The organism is Candidatus Andeanibacterium sp. (assembly GCF_057143545.1).
On the sequence record NZ_DBNHSF010000132.1, the window covers coordinates 1 to 16086 of the forward strand.

Sequence of the window (16086 nt, forward strand, 5' to 3'; positions counted from 1 at the left end):
TTCGGCGTCCAGACCGGCAAGGTCACGATCGATGTCGCCAGGCTGCAAAGCGAAAAGGATGCTGCGGTCAAGGAGCTGACCGGCGGGATAGAATTCCTGTTCAAGAAGAACAAGGTCACCTGGCTCAAGGGCTTCGCCAGCTTCAAGGACGCGCATACGGTCGAGGTTGCGGGTAAGAGCGTCACCGCGAAGAACATCGTGATCGCAACCGGTTCCTCGGTCACACCCTTGCCCGGCGTCGAAGTCGATAACGACAAGGGGATCATCGTCGATTCCACCGGCGCGCTGGCGCTCGACCGCGTGCCGAAGAACCTGGTGGTGATCGGCGGCGGGGTGATCGGGCTCGAATTGGGCAGCGTGTGGCGGCGGCTCGGCGCGAAGGTCACCGTGGTCGAATTCCTCGACCAGATCCTCCCCGGCATGGATGGCGAGGTCCGCAAGGAAGCCCACAAGCTGTTCAGCAAGCAGGGCATCGAGTTCCGGCTCGGGACCAAGGTCACCGGCGCTTCGGTGAAAGGAAAGAAGGCCACCCTCACCCTCGAACCTGCCTCGGGCGGCAAGGCCGAAACGCTTGAAGCGGATTGCGTGCTGGTCGCGATCGGGCGGCGGCCCAACACCGAGGGGCTGAACCTCGGAGCGATCGGCCTCGAGCTCAACAAGCGCGGCCAGATCGAAACCGACGCCAGGTTCCGCACCAAGGTCGACGGCGTGTGGGCGGTGGGCGACGTGATCCCCGGCCCGATGCTGGCCCACAAGGCCGAGGATGAAGGCATCGCGGTAGCCGAGAATATTGCCGGGCAGGTCGGGATCGTGAACCACGACGTGATCCCCACCGTGGTCTATACCATGCCGGAAATCGCCGGAGTCGGCCTGACCGAGGAAGCGGCGAAAGAGGCAGGCCACGTGGTCAAGGTGGGCAAGTTCCCGATGCTCGCCAACAGCCGCGCCAAGACCAATCGCGACACCGATGGTTTCGTCAAGGTGATCGCCGACGCCGAAAGTGACCGCGTGCTCGGCGTGTGGATGATTGCTTCGGTCGCCGGGACCATGATCGCGCAGGCCGCACAGGCGATGGAATTTGGCGCCCTGAGCGAGGACATCGCCTATACCTGCCACGCCCACCCGACCCATGCCGAGGCGCTCAAGGAAGCGGCGATGGCGGTGCGCGGCAAGCCGCTCCACATGTGAGCGCAATTTGACTCTCCGCCCGTTTCACCTCGCCTTCCCGGTGCACGATTTGGCAGCGGCACGCGCGTTCTGGGGCGGCGTGATCGGCTGCCCCGAAGGCCGCAGTTCGGACGAATGGGTCGATTTCGACTTCTACGGCCACCAGATCGTCGCGCACCTGGCCGATAGCGCAGGTGATGCCACCTCGAATCCGGTCGACGGGCAGGATGTCCCTGTGCCGCATTTCGGGATCGTGCTCGAACTGGAGGACTGGCAGGCGCTCGCCGACCGGCTCACCGCTGCTGGCACCGAGTTCGTGATCGAACCGCATATCCGCTTCCAGGGCCAGCCGGGCGAACAGGCGACGATGTTCTTCCGCGATCCCTCGGGCAATGCGATCGAGATGAAGGCCTTCGCCGACCTTGGACAGCTCTTCGCGAAAGACTGATCCTGCGCTAAGCCCCTGCGATGGCATTACAACAGACAATGCAACGCTTCGCCCGCTGGCACATCTGGCTTGGCTGGCTGGTCGGATTTCCGGTGCTGATGTGGACCGTAACCGGCCTGTTCATGGCCGCACGGCCGATCGAGGAGGTGCGCGGTTCGGACCTGCTCGAAGCCCCTGCGGCGGTCGACACGTCCGAACTGGTGTTCCCCAACCGCATGGGCATGGTGACCAGCGTCCGGCTCGTCGCCCAGCCCGACGGGCCGGCCTGGGTGGTGACCGAGGCCGAAGGCGGGCAATACCGCTACTCCGCGCGCGACGGCTCGCTCATTCCCCCGCTGATCGAGGACGAGGCCAGGCGCATCGCTGAGGCGGCCTATATCGGCGATTCCGCGCTTGAAAGCGTGCGCTATTTCCCGGTGGACGTTTCGCCGATGGATCTGAGGGCCGACGTCAATGCCTGGCAGGCGCATTACGCCGACGGGACCAATATCTATCTGAACGCCTCGACCGGCGAGATCATGGCGGTGCGCACCGGGTGGTGGCGCGCCTATGATTTCATGTGGGGGCTGCACATCATGGATTTGGAGACGCGCGAGAATATGAGCCATCCGATCCTGCAGCTGTTCGCCGCGCTCGCGGTGTTGGGCGCGCTGCTCGGCTGCGTGCTGATGTTCCGGCGGAGGAAGGCCAGGCCCAGGGCCTGAATTCGCGCTTCCTCAGATGCGCTCGGGATAACGCGGCAGGATATCGACCGGGATCGCGCTCATCCTGGCGATCGCCGCCTCGGCATGCTCGTCGAGCCTGGCCCATTTGGCGAAGAACGCCCTGGTGCCCTCGTAATCGCCCAAAGCCTGGAGCATCAGCTGGTCGTGGAGCAGGTCGCGGATGCCCGCTTCCATCTTCGCTTCATCGATCACGTAGTGGCCCGATGCCTCGTCGAAGCGGAACGCACCCTTGTCGAGCAGATAGCCATATTGCAGCGCGTTGCCGAAGCCATGCGCTTCGACGATGCCAAAGCGCATCGCACGGAAAATGCCGGCGAAATAGGTCGCGAACAGCTCCGGTTTCTCCGCCGCGGGCAGTTCGCCGCGCTCCATCAGGTAGAGGATGTTCCACACGCCCATGACATCGGCCTTGGATTCTTCGAGCGCCGAATACTGGTCCTTCAGCTCGTCGTTCACGGTCGTCGTGCGCCCGTTCACGGTGATCGTGCCCGGGCCAAGGCTGTGCGAGAGCTCGTGGAACAGGGTGAAATTCTGCATATATTTGCGGCTCACCAGCGCCGCCTGTTCGGGCGCGAGGACCAGCTCGCCGATCGGGGCGAGGATCTTCTCGTATTTGGCGCCGAGCACATTGCGCAGGATCACCTTCTTCGCGCCCTTGGCCTCGCGCACGCGCTCGTCGTTCGGCAGGTTGAAGGCGATGGTCTGGATTCCGGGTACGTTGTCGCCGCCATTCCTGACCTGGTCGGTCACCGCGATCGGGCTTTCGAATCCGCGGGCGAAGTTCTTGTGCTCGTCCGGGATCGGGAGGTTGCCCTCCATGTCGCGCAGCAAATCCTTGTAATGGTCGAGTGCCGCGGATTCCACCGGGTCGCGGAGCGTGACATAGCTGACGAAGGCAGTCTTCGCACCGTATAGCCGGTCGGTATAAACCTCGTACGGCCCGATCGCGACTTCGATCGGCGTGCCGGCAAGGTCCATCCAGGCGAGCTCGCTGGCGAAATAATCGTCGCTCAGCAGCGCGTCGGCGCGCATCGACAGGAAGGTCTTGAGGCTGATATTGCCCGTCCGGTCGGCCGCCTGTTTGAGCAATGCGGCAGCGGGTTCGAGCCATTTTGCATATTCGACCGAATAGGGCACCGCGACGAAGCCCGCCCCATCCCGCTTCACCACGGTATAGGGATCGAGCAGGCGCTCGCGCTCATCGGGATGCGCCGCGAGATAGGCATCGAATTCCTCGCGGGTAAGGTCGGCAGGATAGAAGCCCGCGCCTTCGGGCATCGGTCTGTCGCCCCAGAACGGGTGGAGCTCGGCCATCTCGTCCCACGGGCCGAAATTGCGGTCGAACAGGGTCAGGGCCAGCGCATCGCCGGAAGCTTCGACCTCGGCGCGGACCTCGTCGTAATCGGGCAGCCGCTGGCGCTTGTAGGCCTCGCTCATCAGCTTCGAGGCCTCGATCAGCAGGTTGACGACCTCCCGCTCCTCTTCGGTCAGGTAGCTGGTGTCGGGCGCCATCTCGATCTCGGCCAGGACGTCCAGCTGGGAGGCGGCATCGTAACCTGCTTCCGCATCGTCGCCTTGCGAACAGGCGGCAACGGCCATCAGGGCCAAGGGAGCGAAAAGCGGGAGGAGCACGCGGCGCATGGGGGTCAATCCTGTTGCAGGCGATAGTTTCACGCGTGACTAGCCCCCGCTCCGGCAAATGTCACGAAGCGAGGACTCAGGTCTTCGACGAAGGGGTCAGGTGGATCGCCCAGCGATCAATAACCGGAATCGGCACGATCCTCTTCGATGTCCCGATAGGCATAGTCGAACTCGTCCGACGCGGCGTAGGGTGCTGGCTCACGACTGCGGGAGCGCGCTTCGGCATAGGCATCGTCGCTCCATTGCCGATCGTCGGACCCATTGTAGCTCGAATCGTAGTACCCGCCGCCGAGCTCGATATTGCGAATGCGCCCGTCATTATCGATCCAGCAGCTGAAGCCGCCGCCGGCACCGAGCCGGCCCGAAATCCGCCAGCCATCGCCGGTGCGCGATGCATTGTCGACGCTCGCGACGCGTTCCTCGCCGCGCTCGACCTCGCCGACACACATGTCGACGGCATTGTCGATCCCGCCGCTGCGATAGCCTGACGTGGCCGGATAGCGGCCCTGGCTTTCGCGGCGGTAGTCGTAACCGTCGTTGCGATAGTCGTAGTCGCGGTCGCGATAATCGCGCTCGTAATCGTAGTCGCGGTCGCGGCGGTCCCGGTCGGAATTGCTGGCGGCGCTGGCAATGGCGGCGATCCCGCCGATGATCAGCACGCCGGCAATCACGTCGCCGGCGTCGATGCCGCGATCACGGTGATGCCAGCGGTCGCGGGCCATAGCCGGGGTAGCGGTCAGGGAAAGCGCGGCGGCAAGCGCCAGGGCGGAGCCGAAGGTCTTGAGAGTGCGGGCCATCCAGGGATCCCTTCATATTCTGTCGCGGCCATGGGCCGAATTGTTGATCGACCAGCTAGGCGGTCCAGGCTTTCATGGGCCTGAACCGCCACGCTGTTCGGGGGTCCGGAGGAGGGAGGGAGAGACTGCGGACCCCCTTGGGATTACTGACCGGGATCAGCGCAGGCCGCGGATGCCGCTGAAATCGACATCGATCACGCGTCCGTTGCGAACCTTGCAGGTGAACCGGCCGCTGTCGTAACCGCGATAGCGATCGTTCCAGCCGCGATAGTCGTTGTCCCAGCCATAGCCGCGATAGCGGTCGCCCTGGCGCCAGTCGCGGCCCTGGTTATTGACTGCGATCCGGCCCTTCACGGTAAAGCCGTTGCGGCCCTTGCGGTCGACGTCGCGAATGTCGGTGACATTCGCCCGTCCGCCATAGGAATAGCGATTGGCAGTCCGCTCGGCGGCGTAGACGCACTGCTCGACCGCATCGCGAGCACTGTAGCGACCGTAGTAGCGGTCATTGTAGCCGTAGCGGTCATAGTCGCCGCGATAGTCGCGATCCCGCCCGCCGGCCGCCGACGCGATGGCGGCAATGCCGCCGATGATCAGGGCGCCGGCAATGATATCGCCGGCATCGATCCCATCGCGATCGCGATGATCTCTGGCAAAGGCGGGAGAGGCCGAAGTGAGAGCCATCGCACCAGCGGCGACGGTTCCGACGAGGCCCTTGGTCATGGTCTTCATGGTGTTCATCCTCTTGGTCCGCCGGGGCGGGACTGCCCGGGCTTGTCGAGGATGTTCTAGCGATTCGCCTGTGTGTTCACGCTGAACTCGCCCGACAGGCTCTGTTCAGGATAGGAGCGTCTTTTATGAACGCGAATCTCCCGCGATCTTAATGGCTTGCTGCGATGCCGGGCCTTCCGGCAAGGAAAAAGGGCGGTCGCCGAATTCCGGCAGCCGCCCTCTCCTGAACAGTACCGATTGCGGAATCAGGCTTCGGCCATGTCGAATTCGTCTTCCATCACCGGCCCCGAGTCCTGGCCCTTGGCGTCGGTATCGCGGTCGACCAGTTCGATCACCGCGATCGGCGCGGCGTCCGACGCGCGGATGCCCGCCTTGATCACGCGGGTATAGCCGCCATTGCGATCCTTGTAGCGTTCGGCGAGCACTTCGAAGAGCTTCTTCTCCTGCGCGTCGTCGAGCAGGCGCGAATGCGCAAGCCGGCGATTCGAGAGGCCGCCGCGCTTGGCCAGCGTGACCAGCTTCTCGACATAGGGCCGCAGCTCCTTGGCCTTGGCGGTGGTGGTGGTGATCTGCTCGTGCTTGATCAGCGCGGCAGCCATGTTGCGGAACATGGCGGCGCGGTGCTGGCTCTTGCGCGAGAGTTTGCGGCCGGAAATCTTGTGACGCATATTCTTTACTCCGTTCGTAAGGGGCCCGTGTCAGGTAGCCCGGTACTGGCCGATTGGGCGGCCTTCCCTCTCTCCCCGTTCGGGGAGAGAAAACGAGACTTGGCAGCCTGTCTGCCTAGTCGCAGTAGAGAGGGGTTGCTGCCGGTGCAGGTCCCTCTCCAACTTCGCCTAGCGAGCAAGCTCGCAAGGCTGCGTATCCTCTCCCCTCGAGGGGAGAGGGCAGTCTGATCAGCCGAGCAGTTCCTGCTCGAGCTTCTTGGCCATTTCCTCGATATTCTCGGGCGGCCAGCCCGGAATATCCATGCCGAGGCGCAGGCCCATGCTCGAGAGCACTTCCTTGATCTCGTTCAAGGACTTGCGGCCGAAATTCGGCGTCCGCAGCATCTCGGCCTCGGTCTTCTGGACCAGGTCGCCGATATAGATGATGTTGTCGTTCTTGAGGCAGTTGGCCGAACGGACCGACAGTTCCAGCTCGTCGACCTTCTTGAGGAGGTAACGGTTGAGCTGGTTGGCGTCGGATTCCTCGGGCTGCGCGGCAACGCCGATCATCGCGCTCTGCGGCTGCGGAATGCCGTCCTCGAAATGGACGAACAGCGTCAGCTGGTCCTGCAGGATGCGCGCGGCATAGGCCACGGCATCTTCCGGGGTCACGGTGCCGTCGGTCTCGATCGTCAGGCTCAGCTTGTCGAAGTCGAGCTCCTGGCCGACGCGGGCATTGTCGACCTTGTAGCTCACCTGGCGGATCGGCGAATACAGCGAATCCACCGGGATCAGGCCGATCGGGGCATCGACCGGACGGTTCGAAACCGCCGGGACGTAACCCTTGCCGGTATCGGCGGTGAGTTCCATGTTGAGCGTCGCGCCTTCGTCGAGGTGGCAGATCACGAGATCGGGGTTCATCACTTCGATGTCGCCCGAGACCGCGATGTCGCCGGCCTTCACTTCGGCCGGGCCGGTCGCCGAAAGCTGCAGCCGCTTGGGCCCTTCGCCTTCCATCTTGAGCGCGATCTGCTTCACATTGAGGACGATGTCGGTGACGTCCTCGCGCACGCCGGCCAGCGAAGAGAATTCGTGCAGCACGTTCTCGATCTTGATCGAGGTGATCGCCGCACCCTGGAGCGACGAAAGCAGTACACGGCGCAGGGCATTGCCCAGCGTGAGGCCAAAGCCGCGCTCGAGCGGCTCGGCGACAAAGGTGGCCTTGCACTTGGCATCGCCACCGGCCTTGACTTCAAGGCTGTTGGGTTTCCTGAGTTCCTGCCAGTTCTTCATGTTGACGGACATGGACTTCCCCTAAAGGTGTTTATCGGGCGAAACGGCCGCTGAGCGCTGTGAGCGCCGCGGCCGATCCAGATCGCCGTGCGGCCCATAGGCCACAAGGCAGCTTGGTGATCAGACGCGGCGACGCTTGGACGGCCTCACCCCGTTATGCGGGATCGGCGTGACGTCTCGGATCGAGGTGATGGTAAAGCCCACCGCCTGCAGCGCGCGCAGGGCGCTTTCGCGCCCCGAGCCCGGACCCTTTACTTCGACTTCAAGAGTGCGCACGCCGTGTTCGGCGGCCTTCTTGCCGGCATCGTCTGCAGCAACCTGCGCGGCATAGGGCGTCGACTTGCGGCTGCCCTTGAAGCCCATCATCCCTGCCGAGGACCAGCTGATCGCGTTGCCCTGGGCATCGGTGATGGTAATCATGGTGTTGTTGAAGCTGGCGTTCACATGCGCGACGCCGCTGGTGATGTTCTTGCGTTCCCGCCTTTTGATGCGCTGGGGTTCGCGTGCCATGGTTCGTATCCTGTCGTAGCTGAAAGAAGGAGGCGGACGGGGAAACCCCCGAACCTACTTCTTTTTCCCGGCAATCGGCTTCGCCTTGCCCTTGCGGGTACGGGCGTTGGTGTGGGTACGCTGACCGCGAACCGGCAGGCCCTTGCGATGGCGCAGCCCGCGATAGCAGGCGAGGTCCATCAGGCGCTTGATGTTCATTGCGGTATCGCGGCGAAGGTCGCCCTCCACCACGAGGTCGGCGTCGATCGTTTCACGGATCTGCAGTACCTCGGCATCGCTGAGGTCCTGCACGCGGCGGCTGTGGTCGATCCCCAGCTTGTCCGCGATCTTCCTGGCCGTGGTCGGGCCGATTCCGTGAATATAGGTAAGCGCGACGATCACACGCTTGTTGGTGGGGATATTGACCCCGGCAATACGAGCCACTTACTTCTCCTGCTCCACAGGGGATTGCCAAACTTCCCCGAAGGAAACCGCGACCCCTATCTCAACGCGTCTTCAACACGGCATGCGGCGGATTTGCCTGAACGGCAAAAAGCCCGGATGGCGCGCAAGGTTTGCCGCCTGCCGGACCTGACCCACATGTCGAATGAAACGGCGCTTAGGGCGATTCTTGCTTGCCGTCAACAGCAAGGTGAGCGCAAGGGCATCCGCCCCGCGCTTGGCGACCGATTTTCTGTTCTGCGCCGCTTATAGCCCAGTTCGGCCGCCGGGTCAAAACCTGCCGTTCAGCCGCCGAGTTTCGCCACCAGCCGGGCAAATTGCCCGCCATGCATGGCGTCGACCGCCGGTGCGATCTCCGCCAGGTCGAAGCGGGCAAACCCGCTGACCACGTAATCCCATTCGATCCTGGTGCCGCTCTCGACTGGCGTGAGCCCGATCGACAGCGTCCCGGTCAGCGCTTCGGACTGCAGCGGCCCCATCGCGCCCGACATCCTGAGCAACCGCCCGGGCAGCGCCGTGACAATCCGCAAATGCTCCACCGTGCCGCCGCCCTCCGGAAGGATCTCGCACAGGCATCCGCCCGCAAGCGGATCGAGCACGAGATTGGCGGCGTCGCCAGAGTAGGAATGGCTCCCGTCCCACCAGCCCGCCGGATCGGTCAACGCGATCCAGACCTCGTCCGGCGCTACCGGCACGATGGCTTCATGTTCGCTGGCAATTCTATTCTCGCCGACCGCGACCAGTTCGGCCGAGGCCGGGGCAGCTGCGAGGAGAAGCGCTGCGATTGGAAACAGACAGGGGCGCATGATCGGACCTTTCGCGGAAAGGCCGACGCCTATCACACATCCGTTTCGCAGGTAACGCGGCAATCAGTCCGAAAAGCCGAGTATGTTCTCGATCTCGGCCGAGACTTGGTTGATCGGCGCCATGCCATCGACATGGGTCACGATCCCCCGCTTCTCGTAAATCGGCAGGATCGGGGCCGTCTTGGCCCGGTATTCGGCCATGCGGGTGCGCACGGTTTCCTCATTGTCGTCGGGCCGGCGCTTGAACGAGCCATTGCCGCAATTGTCGCAGATTCCCTCATGCAGTGGCAGCTTGAAGGTGTCGTGATAGCCTTCACCGCACTTGGCGCAGGTGAAGCGGCCAGTGACCCGCTCGACCAGCGCATCTTCATCGACATCGAGCTCGATCACATGGTCGAGCTTGCGGCGATGCCTGGCGAGGATCTCGTCGAGCGCTTCGGCCTGGGCCCTTGTGCGCGGATAGCCGTCGAAGATCACGCCCGTGCTATGCGAGAGCACCGCCAGCTCGTCCGAAATCAGCTGCGACACGATCTCGTCGGAAACAAGCTCGCCCGCATCCATGATCGCCTTGACCTTGAGGCCGGTCGGCGTTTCGGCCTTGACCGCGGCGCGCAGCATGTCGCCGGTCGAAAGCTGGAGCATAGAATGCCGTTCGACGAGGCGATGCGCCTGGGTGCCCTTGCCTGCGCCCGGAGGCCCGAGAAGGATGATATTCATGTGGCCCGCTCCCCTTCGAATCGAAACGGAATGCCGTTTGGCTGACCGTCTGCCTAGCGCAGGCGACCTTTCAATTTTGCTTTCTTTATAAGGTCACCATATTGATGCGCCAGAAGGTGCGACTGGATCTGGCTGATCGTGTCCACAGTCACGTTCACTACGATGAGCAGGCTGGTGCCGCCCAGGAACAGCGGAATTCCGGTCTGGGTGATCCCCCATTCGGGCACGACGCACACGAAAGTCAGGTATATCGCCCCGACCACCGTGATCCGTGTCAGGACGTAATCGAGGTAATTCGCGGTGTTCTTGCCCGGACGGATACCGGGAATGAAGCCGCCATTGCGCCGCAGATTGTCCGCCGTCTCTTCCGGATTGAACACCACCGCGGTGTAGAAAAAGCAGAAGAAGATAATGCCCACGGCGTAGAGCGCCATGTAGAGCGGCTGCCCGTGCTGGAGATATTGCAGCACGGTTTGCATGATGCTGCCGGTGGTCGATTCCGAATCGATATTGGTCCCGGCAAACTGGGTAATGGTCAACGGCAGGAGCAGGAGCGAACTGGCAAAGATCGGCGGAATCACCCCGGCCGTGTTGAGCTTGAGCGGCAAATGGCTGCGGTCGGCCTGCATCATTCCGCGCTGGTTCGCGCGCTTGGGATACTGGATCAACAGCCGCCGCTGGGCCCGCTCCATGAAGCAGATGAGGAGGATCAGGCCGACGACACCGGCCACGACGCCAAGGATAACCCCGGCGCCGATTGTGCCATTGCGGCCCTGTTCGAACAGGTTCGCAGTGAAGGTCGGGAACTGGGCGACGATCCCGGCCATGATGATCAGCGAAACGCCGTTGCCGATCCCGCGCGACGTGATCTGTTCGCCCAGCCACAGCAGGAACATGGTGCCGCCGATCAGGCTGATTACCGCACCGGTGCGGAACATCATCCCCGGGGCGACCACCGCCTGGATGCCGCTCTGCGCGGCATAGCTTTCAAGCCCCGCGGCCAGGAACCAGCCCTGGATCGCGACCAGGAACACCGTCCCGTAGCGCGTATACTGGTTGAGCTTCTTGCGCCCGCTTTCGCCTTCCTTCTTGATCGCCTGCAGCGTTGGATGGAGGGCCGCGGCGAGCTGGACCACGATCGAGGCGGTGATGTAGGGCATGATGCCGAGCGCGATCAGGCTCATGCGCTCCATGCTGCCGCCGGTGAAAGTGTTGAAGATATCGAGGATGGTTCCGCGCGACTGGTCGTAAAGATCGGCCAGCGCCAGCGGGTTGATGCCCGGCAGGGGAACGAAGCTGAGGAAACGAAAGATGATCAGCGCGCCGATGGTGAACCAGATGCGCTGGCGCAGCTCGGTGGCTTTCCCGAAATTCGCGAGGCTCAGATTGCTCGCAATGTTGTCGGCGCGTGATGCCATGGTGTCGCTCTACCCTTGCTCGACCCGGTTTTGCGCGGGCGTCCCCTTGTTACGGCATGCCATATAGGGTGCGGGTGGAGATGCAAAACCCCCGCCCCGCAAGTTTCCCGTTATTCGCCGGCTTCGGCTGGCGCTTCGGCCTTGGCCGGAGCGGTCACTGCGACCGATCCGCCGGCCTTTTCGACCGCCTCGATCGCGCCCTTGCTGGCCCCGGCGACCTGGAATTTCACCTTGGCGGTGATTTCGCCCTTGCCGAGCAGGCGGACGCCGTCCTTGCCGCCACGGGCGAGGCCCGCTGCCTTGAGCGCTTCGTGGTCGATCACCTGCTTGGCGTCGAGCTTCTTGGCATCGATGAACTTCTGGACCATGCCGATATTCACCTCGGCATAATCCTTGGCAAAGGGATTGTTGAAGCCGCGCTTCGGGATGCGCATGTGGAGCGGCATCTGGCCGCCTTCGAAGCCCTTGATCGCTACGCCTTCGCGGCTCTTTTGGCCCTTCTGGCCGCGGCCGGCGGTCTTGCCCTTGCCCGAGCCGATGCCACGGCCCACGCGCATGCGCGACTTGCGCGCACCGGGATTGTCACGGATGTCGTTCAGTTTCATGTTGCACTCGCTTTCGCTTTGTTCGCGCCTAATAAACAAGCTCTCTCCCCTTCAGGTGAGAGATACGGAGGCCTGGCAGCTTGCTGCCTGGCCGGAGTTGAGAGGGGAAGGTCGAGCACGGCCCCCTCTCCCAACCCTCTCCCCCTGCAGGGGAGGGGGCTAAAATCAGCCGACCACTTCCACCATATGCGGCAGCTTGGCGATCGCGCCGCGAACTTCCGGAGTATCCTCCAGTTCGACCACGCGGTTCATCTTGCCGAGGCCCAGCCCGACCAGGATCTTCTTCTGGTCTGCCGGACGGCGGATCGGCGAACCGATCTGTTTGAGCTTGATTTTCGCCATGACTGCTTACTCCGCGATTGCTGCAGCGTCGGCTTCCGCCTCGGCCTCACTCGCCCCGCCCCGGCCAAGCAGGTCGGCGATCTTCTTGCCGCGACGCTGGGCCACCGATTTCGGCGAGGACTGGTTGGTCAACGCGTCGAAAGTGGCGCGGACCATGTTGTAGGGATTGGACGAGCCGACCGATTTGGTGACCACGTCATGCACGCCGAGACTCTCGAAGACGGCGCGCATCGGGCCGCCCGCGATGATCCCGGTACCGGCCGGAGCGGTCCGCACGGCAACCTTGCCCGCGCCGAAACGGCCACGCCCGTCATGATGCAGCGTCCGGCCTTCCTTCAACGGAACGCGGATCATCTTCTTCTTGGCGGCGGCGGTCGCCTTGGTGATGGCTTCGGGCACTTCGCGCGCCTTGCCATGGCCGAAGCCGACCCGGCCCTTGCCGTCGCCGACGACGACCAGCGCCGCAAAACCGAAGCGCTTGCCGCCCTTCACGGTCTTGGAAACGCGGTTGATATGGACGAGCTTCTCGATCAGCTCCTCGCCTTCTTCCTCGTCCCCGCCGCGGCCCCGGCGATCGTCGCGACGGCCTCGACCGCCACGTTCACCGCGCTCGCCACGATCGCCGCCACGCCCGCCACGTCCGCCACGCCCGCGGCCTTCGCGCTGCTGCGGAGCCGGCTCGGCCTCGACTTCCACTGCTTCCGCGGCGGCCTCTTCGACAACCGCTTCCGCGGGCGCATCGGCGGCTTCCGCTGCCGGAGCTTCCGCCTGCGCCACCGGATCGGCGGACTCGGCCGATTGCGCTTCCGCAGCCTGGCTCGGTTCGGTCCCGGCGTCGATCTTGTCTTCGTTCACCGGGGTTTCCTCGGGGTTTTTCTTGTCAGCCATCGTCAGAACTCCAGCCCGCCTTCGCGCGCAGCGTCGGCCAGCGCCTTGACGCGGCCATGGAACAGGAACCCGCCGCGGTCGAACACGACGGTGGTCACGCCGGCCTTCTTGGCCGCGGCGGCAATGTCCTTGCCGACCTGGGCAGCGGCATCGACATTGGCGCCGGACGACTTGCCACCCAGGGTGGAAGCGGCGGCCACGGTGCGGCCTTCGGCGTCATCGATGATCTGCGCGTAGATGTGCTTGCCGGTGCGGTGGACCGACAGCCGCGGGCGACCGGCACCACGCGCCTTCAGGGCACTGCGGACGCGGCGGCGGCGGCGTTCGAACAAGGAGAGCTTGGCCATCTTACTTCTTCTTCCCTTCCTTGCGGAAGATATACTCGCCACGATACTTGATGCCCTTGCCCTTGTAGGGCTCGGGCTTCCTCCAGCGGCGGATCTCGGCAGCGAACTGGCCGACTGCCTGCTTGTCGATCCCGCTGATTTCGACCGTGGTCTGGTCAGGGGTCTTCACTTCGAGGCCTTCAGGGACATCGAGATCGACATCGTGGCTGTAGCCGAGCTGGAGCTTGAGCTTCCGGCCCTGCGCCTGCGCACGATAGCCGACGCCGGAAATCTCGAGCACCCTGGTATAACCATCGGTTACGCCTTCGACGAGGTTCGAGACCAGCGTGCGCTGCATGCCCCAAAAGGAACGCGCCTGCCTGGTGTCGTTGGCAGGCTTCACGACGATGCCCTCCTCCTCGACAACATAGCTGATCTCTTCGCGCAAGCCCAATGAAAGGGTCCCCTTCGGGCCCTTCACGGTCAGCGTGCCGTCCTGGATATCGGCGGTGACCCCGTTCGGGATCGCCACCGGCCTCTTGCCGATGCGGCTCATCAGAACACCTCCGCCAGCACTTCGCCGCCGACATTCTGGGAGCGCGCTTCGTTATCGGAGAGCACGCCCTTGGGGGTCGAGACGATGGTGATGCCAAGGCCGTTGCGGACATTCGGCAGTTCCTTGGAACCCGAATAGACCCGGCGGCCGGGCTTGGAGACGCGGGCGAGATGCTTGATCGCGGGTTCGCCCTCGAAATATTTCAGTTCGATCCGCAGCGCCTTGTGCTTGCCGGAATCGTCTTCCGAATAGCCACGGATATAGCCCTCGCGCTGAAGCACTTCGAGCACGTTGGCGCGCAGCTTGGACGCCGGCGAGAGGACGGAGTCCTTCTTCGCGCGCTGGCCGTTGCGGATGCGGGTGAGCATATCACCCAGGGGATCGGTCAATGCCATGTTCTAGATCCTCACCAGCTCGACTTGGTAACGCCAGGGACCAGGCCCTTGTTGGCCAGGTCGCGCAGTTCGATCCGGCAAAGGCCGAACTTGCGGTAATAGCCGCGCGGACGGCCGGTGGTGTTGCAGCGATTGCGCACGCGGGTCGGGTTCCCGTTGCGCGGGATTTCAGCCATCTTCAGCCGCGCGATCAGGCGCTCGCTATCGTCGGCCGACTTGTCGTCCGCGATCGCCTTGAGCTTCGCGTAACGCGCTGCATACTTCTTGACGAGCTTCTTGCGCCGCTCGTTCTTGTTGATGGAACTCAGTTTCGCCATGGACTTAAGCTCTCTCTTCCAGCGGCTTTATGCCGCTTCCTTTTCTTCCGAGGCCCCTTCGGATTCGGGGGCGGGGAACGGGAAACCGAACAGGCGCAGCAATTCGCGGGCCTCTTCGTCGCTCTTTGCGGTGGTGGTCACGATGATATCCATCCCGCGCACCTTCTCGATCTTGTCGTAGCTGATCTCGGGAAAGATGATCTGCTCCTTGATGCCCATCGCATAATTGCCGCGCCCGTCGAACGACTTGGGGTTCAGGCCGCGGAAGTCGCGGATGCGGGGCATAGCGATGGTCACGAGACGATCGAGGAATTCGTACATCCGGTCGCGCCGCAAGGTGACCTTGCAGCCGATCGGCATGCCTTCGCGCAGCTTGAACTGGGCGATCGACTTCTTGGCCTTGGTGATCACCGGCTTCTGGCCCGCGATCAGTTCCATTTCCTCGGCGGCAATCTGGACCTTCTTCTTGTCCTGGCTCGCCTCGCCCACGCCCATGTTGAGGGTGATCTTGGCAAGCCTGGGAACTTCGAGACGATTCTTGTAGCCGAACCTGTCGGTCATCGCCTTGACGATCTGGTCCTCGTAGCGTTGCTTGAGGCGGGGGGTGTAATCAGCCATCGATGGTCTCCCCGGATTTGACGGCGACACGGACTTTCTTGCCGTCCTTGCCGGTTTCGAAACGGACGCGGGTCGGCTTGCCGTCCTTCGGATCGGCCAGCGCAACCTTGGAAATCGCCATCGGCGCCTCGCGCCGATCGATCCCGCCCTGCGGATTCGCCTGGCTCGGCTTGCGGTGACGGGTCGCGACGTTCACGCCCTGGACGATCACTTTCCCGTCCTTCGGCATGACCTGCATGACGGTGCCCGAACGGCCCTTGTCCTTGCCCGAACGGACCACGACGGTGTCGCCCTTCTTGATCTTTGCGGCAGCCATCACAGCACCTCCGGAGCGAGCGAGATGATCTTCATGAAGCCCTTGCCGCGCAGTTCGCGCACCACCGGGCCGAAGATACGGGTGCCGATCGGCTCCTCGTTCTTGTTCACCAGCACCGCCGCGTTGGTGTCGAAGCGGATCACGCTGCCATCGGGACGGCGGACGTCCTTCCTGGTGCGGACGATCACCGCCCGGTGGACGTCGCCCTTCTTCACGCGCGCGCGCGGCTGCGCCTCCTTGATGGAGACGACAATCACGTCGCCGACGGACGCGGTCCGGCGCTTCGAGCCGCCCAGCACCTTGATGCACTGGACGCGCTTGGCGCCGCTGTTGTCCGCGACGTCGAGATTGGACTGCATCTGGATCATCGATCCGGTTCCTTCT

Annotated in this window: 24 protein-coding genes; 4 read left to right on the forward strand and 20 right to left on the reverse strand. The window is 63.6% G+C overall.

Features of this window, described 5'->3' with window-relative positions; all coding sequences use genetic code 11:
* From lpdA to AC16XC_RS07920, 3 genes are all read left to right on the forward strand, one after another.
* The coding region (lpdA, locus tag AC16XC_RS07910; protein ID WP_484034106.1) for a dihydrolipoyl dehydrogenase at positions 1-1188 on the forward strand (1188 nt) is incomplete at its 5' end.
* Positions 1189-1195: 7 nt separating this feature from the next.
* On the forward strand, positions 1196-1615 hold the full coding sequence (locus AC16XC_RS07915) for a VOC family protein (protein WP_484034107.1): 420 nt from the start codon (positions 1196-1198) through the stop codon (positions 1613-1615).
* Between the two features lie 38 nt (positions 1616-1653).
* Positions 1654-2319: a PepSY domain-containing protein gene (locus AC16XC_RS07920; RefSeq protein WP_484034108.1), complete on the forward strand. Its 666-nt coding sequence runs from the start codon at positions 1654-1656 to the stop codon at positions 2317-2319.
* A gap of 12 nt (positions 2320-2331) precedes the next feature.
* Here the strand turns inward: AC16XC_RS07920 and AC16XC_RS07925 are convergent, their stop codons facing one another.
* The 7 genes from AC16XC_RS07925 to rpsM all read right to left on the reverse strand — a co-directional run bounded on the left by AC16XC_RS07925 (position 2332) and on the right by rpsM (position 8380).
* Positions 2332-3981, reverse strand: coding sequence for a dipeptidyl-peptidase 3 family protein (locus AC16XC_RS07925; protein WP_484034109.1), 1650 nt, complete (start codon positions 3979-3981; stop codon positions 2332-2334).
* 116 nt (positions 3982-4097) lie between these two features.
* Positions 4098-4778, reverse strand: coding sequence for a hypothetical protein (locus AC16XC_RS07930; protein WP_484034110.1), 681 nt, complete (start codon positions 4776-4778; stop codon positions 4098-4100).
* Between the two features lie 156 nt (positions 4779-4934).
* On the reverse strand, positions 4935-5507 hold the full coding sequence (locus AC16XC_RS07935; RefSeq protein ID WP_484034111.1) for a hypothetical protein: 573 nt from the start codon (positions 5505-5507) through the stop codon (positions 4935-4937).
* A gap of 245 nt (positions 5508-5752) precedes the next feature.
* Positions 5753-6175 carry a 50S ribosomal protein L17 gene (gene rplQ, locus AC16XC_RS07940; protein WP_484034112.1) on the reverse strand — a complete coding sequence of 141 codons (423 nt, stop codon included), beginning with the start codon at positions 6173-6175 and terminating at the stop codon, positions 5753-5755.
* Between the two features lie 228 nt (positions 6176-6403).
* Positions 6404-7459, reverse strand: a complete 1056-nt coding sequence (locus AC16XC_RS07945) for a DNA-directed RNA polymerase subunit alpha (protein ID WP_484034113.1) — start codon at positions 7457-7459, stop codon at positions 6404-6406.
* A 108-nt stretch (positions 7460-7567) separates the two neighbouring features.
* On the reverse strand, positions 7568-7957 hold the full coding sequence (rpsK, locus tag AC16XC_RS07950; protein WP_054530236.1) for a 30S ribosomal protein S11: 390 nt from the start codon (positions 7955-7957) through the stop codon (positions 7568-7570).
* Positions 7958-8011: 54 nt separating this feature from the next.
* Positions 8012-8380: a 30S ribosomal protein S13 gene (gene rpsM, locus AC16XC_RS07955; protein ID WP_484034114.1), complete on the reverse strand. Its 369-nt coding sequence runs from the start codon at positions 8378-8380 to the stop codon at positions 8012-8014.
* Positions 8381-8404: 24 nt separating this feature from the next.
* Here rpsM and AC16XC_RS07960 point away from each other — a divergent pair, with 24 nt between their 5' ends.
* Positions 8405-8650 carry a hypothetical protein gene (locus AC16XC_RS07960; protein WP_484034115.1) on the forward strand — a complete coding sequence of 82 codons (246 nt, stop codon included), beginning with the start codon at positions 8405-8407 and terminating at the stop codon, positions 8648-8650.
* Positions 8651-8682: 32 nt separating this feature from the next.
* On the opposite strand, the gene AC16XC_RS07965 is transcribed toward AC16XC_RS07960, so the two are convergent.
* The 13 genes from AC16XC_RS07965 to rplN all read right to left on the reverse strand — a co-directional run bounded on the left by AC16XC_RS07965 (position 8683) and on the right by rplN (position 16070).
* Positions 8683-9204 carry an SRPBCC family protein gene (locus AC16XC_RS07965; RefSeq protein WP_484034116.1) on the reverse strand — a complete coding sequence of 174 codons (522 nt, stop codon included), beginning with the start codon at positions 9202-9204 and terminating at the stop codon, positions 8683-8685.
* Positions 9205-9267: 63 nt separating this feature from the next.
* Positions 9268-9921, reverse strand: a complete 654-nt coding sequence (locus AC16XC_RS07970; protein ID WP_484034117.1) for an adenylate kinase — start codon at positions 9919-9921, stop codon at positions 9268-9270.
* A 53-nt stretch (positions 9922-9974) separates the two neighbouring features.
* Positions 9975-11339 (reverse strand): preprotein translocase subunit SecY, encoded by a 1365-nt coding sequence (secY, locus tag AC16XC_RS07975; protein ID WP_484034118.1) that lies wholly within the window; start codon positions 11337-11339, stop codon positions 9975-9977.
* Between the two features lie 110 nt (positions 11340-11449).
* Positions 11450-11944, reverse strand: a complete 495-nt coding sequence (gene rplO, locus AC16XC_RS07980) for a 50S ribosomal protein L15 (RefSeq protein WP_484034119.1) — start codon at positions 11942-11944, stop codon at positions 11450-11452.
* A gap of 165 nt (positions 11945-12109) precedes the next feature.
* The gene (rpmD, locus tag AC16XC_RS07985) at positions 12110-12286 is read right to left on the reverse strand and encodes a 50S ribosomal protein L30 (protein WP_484034120.1); all 177 of its coding nucleotides are present in this window, start codon (positions 12284-12286) and stop codon (positions 12110-12112) included.
* Positions 12287-12292: 6 nt separating this feature from the next.
* The gene (gene rpsE / locus AC16XC_RS07990; RefSeq protein ID WP_484034121.1) at positions 12293-13174 is read right to left on the reverse strand and encodes a 30S ribosomal protein S5; all 882 of its coding nucleotides are present in this window, start codon (positions 13172-13174) and stop codon (positions 12293-12295) included.
* A gap of 2 nt (positions 13175-13176) precedes the next feature.
* On the reverse strand, positions 13177-13521 hold the full coding sequence (rplR, locus tag AC16XC_RS07995; protein WP_484034122.1) for a 50S ribosomal protein L18: 345 nt from the start codon (positions 13519-13521) through the stop codon (positions 13177-13179).
* Position 13522: 1 nt separating this feature from the next.
* Positions 13523-14056 carry a 50S ribosomal protein L6 gene (rplF, locus tag AC16XC_RS08000; protein ID WP_484034123.1) on the reverse strand — a complete coding sequence of 178 codons (534 nt, stop codon included), beginning with the start codon at positions 14054-14056 and terminating at the stop codon, positions 13523-13525.
* On the reverse strand, positions 14056-14451 hold the full coding sequence (gene rpsH / locus AC16XC_RS08005; protein WP_484034124.1) for a 30S ribosomal protein S8: 396 nt from the start codon (positions 14449-14451) through the stop codon (positions 14056-14058). Before rpsH ends, rplF begins: the two co-directional genes overlap by 1 nt.
* A gap of 11 nt (positions 14452-14462) precedes the next feature.
* Positions 14463-14768, reverse strand: a complete 306-nt coding sequence (gene rpsN, locus AC16XC_RS08010) for a 30S ribosomal protein S14 (protein ID WP_484034125.1) — start codon at positions 14766-14768, stop codon at positions 14463-14465.
* Between the two features lie 27 nt (positions 14769-14795).
* Positions 14796-15386: a 50S ribosomal protein L5 gene (gene rplE, locus AC16XC_RS08015; RefSeq protein WP_484034126.1), complete on the reverse strand. Its 591-nt coding sequence runs from the start codon at positions 15384-15386 to the stop codon at positions 14796-14798.
* Positions 15379-15702 (reverse strand): 50S ribosomal protein L24, encoded by a 324-nt coding sequence (gene rplX, locus AC16XC_RS08020; protein WP_484034127.1) that lies wholly within the window; start codon positions 15700-15702, stop codon positions 15379-15381. Before rplX ends, rplE begins: the two co-directional genes overlap by 8 nt.
* Complete coding sequence (gene rplN / locus AC16XC_RS08025; protein ID WP_484034128.1) at positions 15702-16070, reverse strand: 50S ribosomal protein L14; 369 nt, start codon at positions 16068-16070, stop codon at positions 15702-15704. The genes rplX and rplN overlap by 1 nt, the downstream gene beginning before the upstream one ends.
* Positions 16071-16086: the final 16 nt, after the last annotated feature.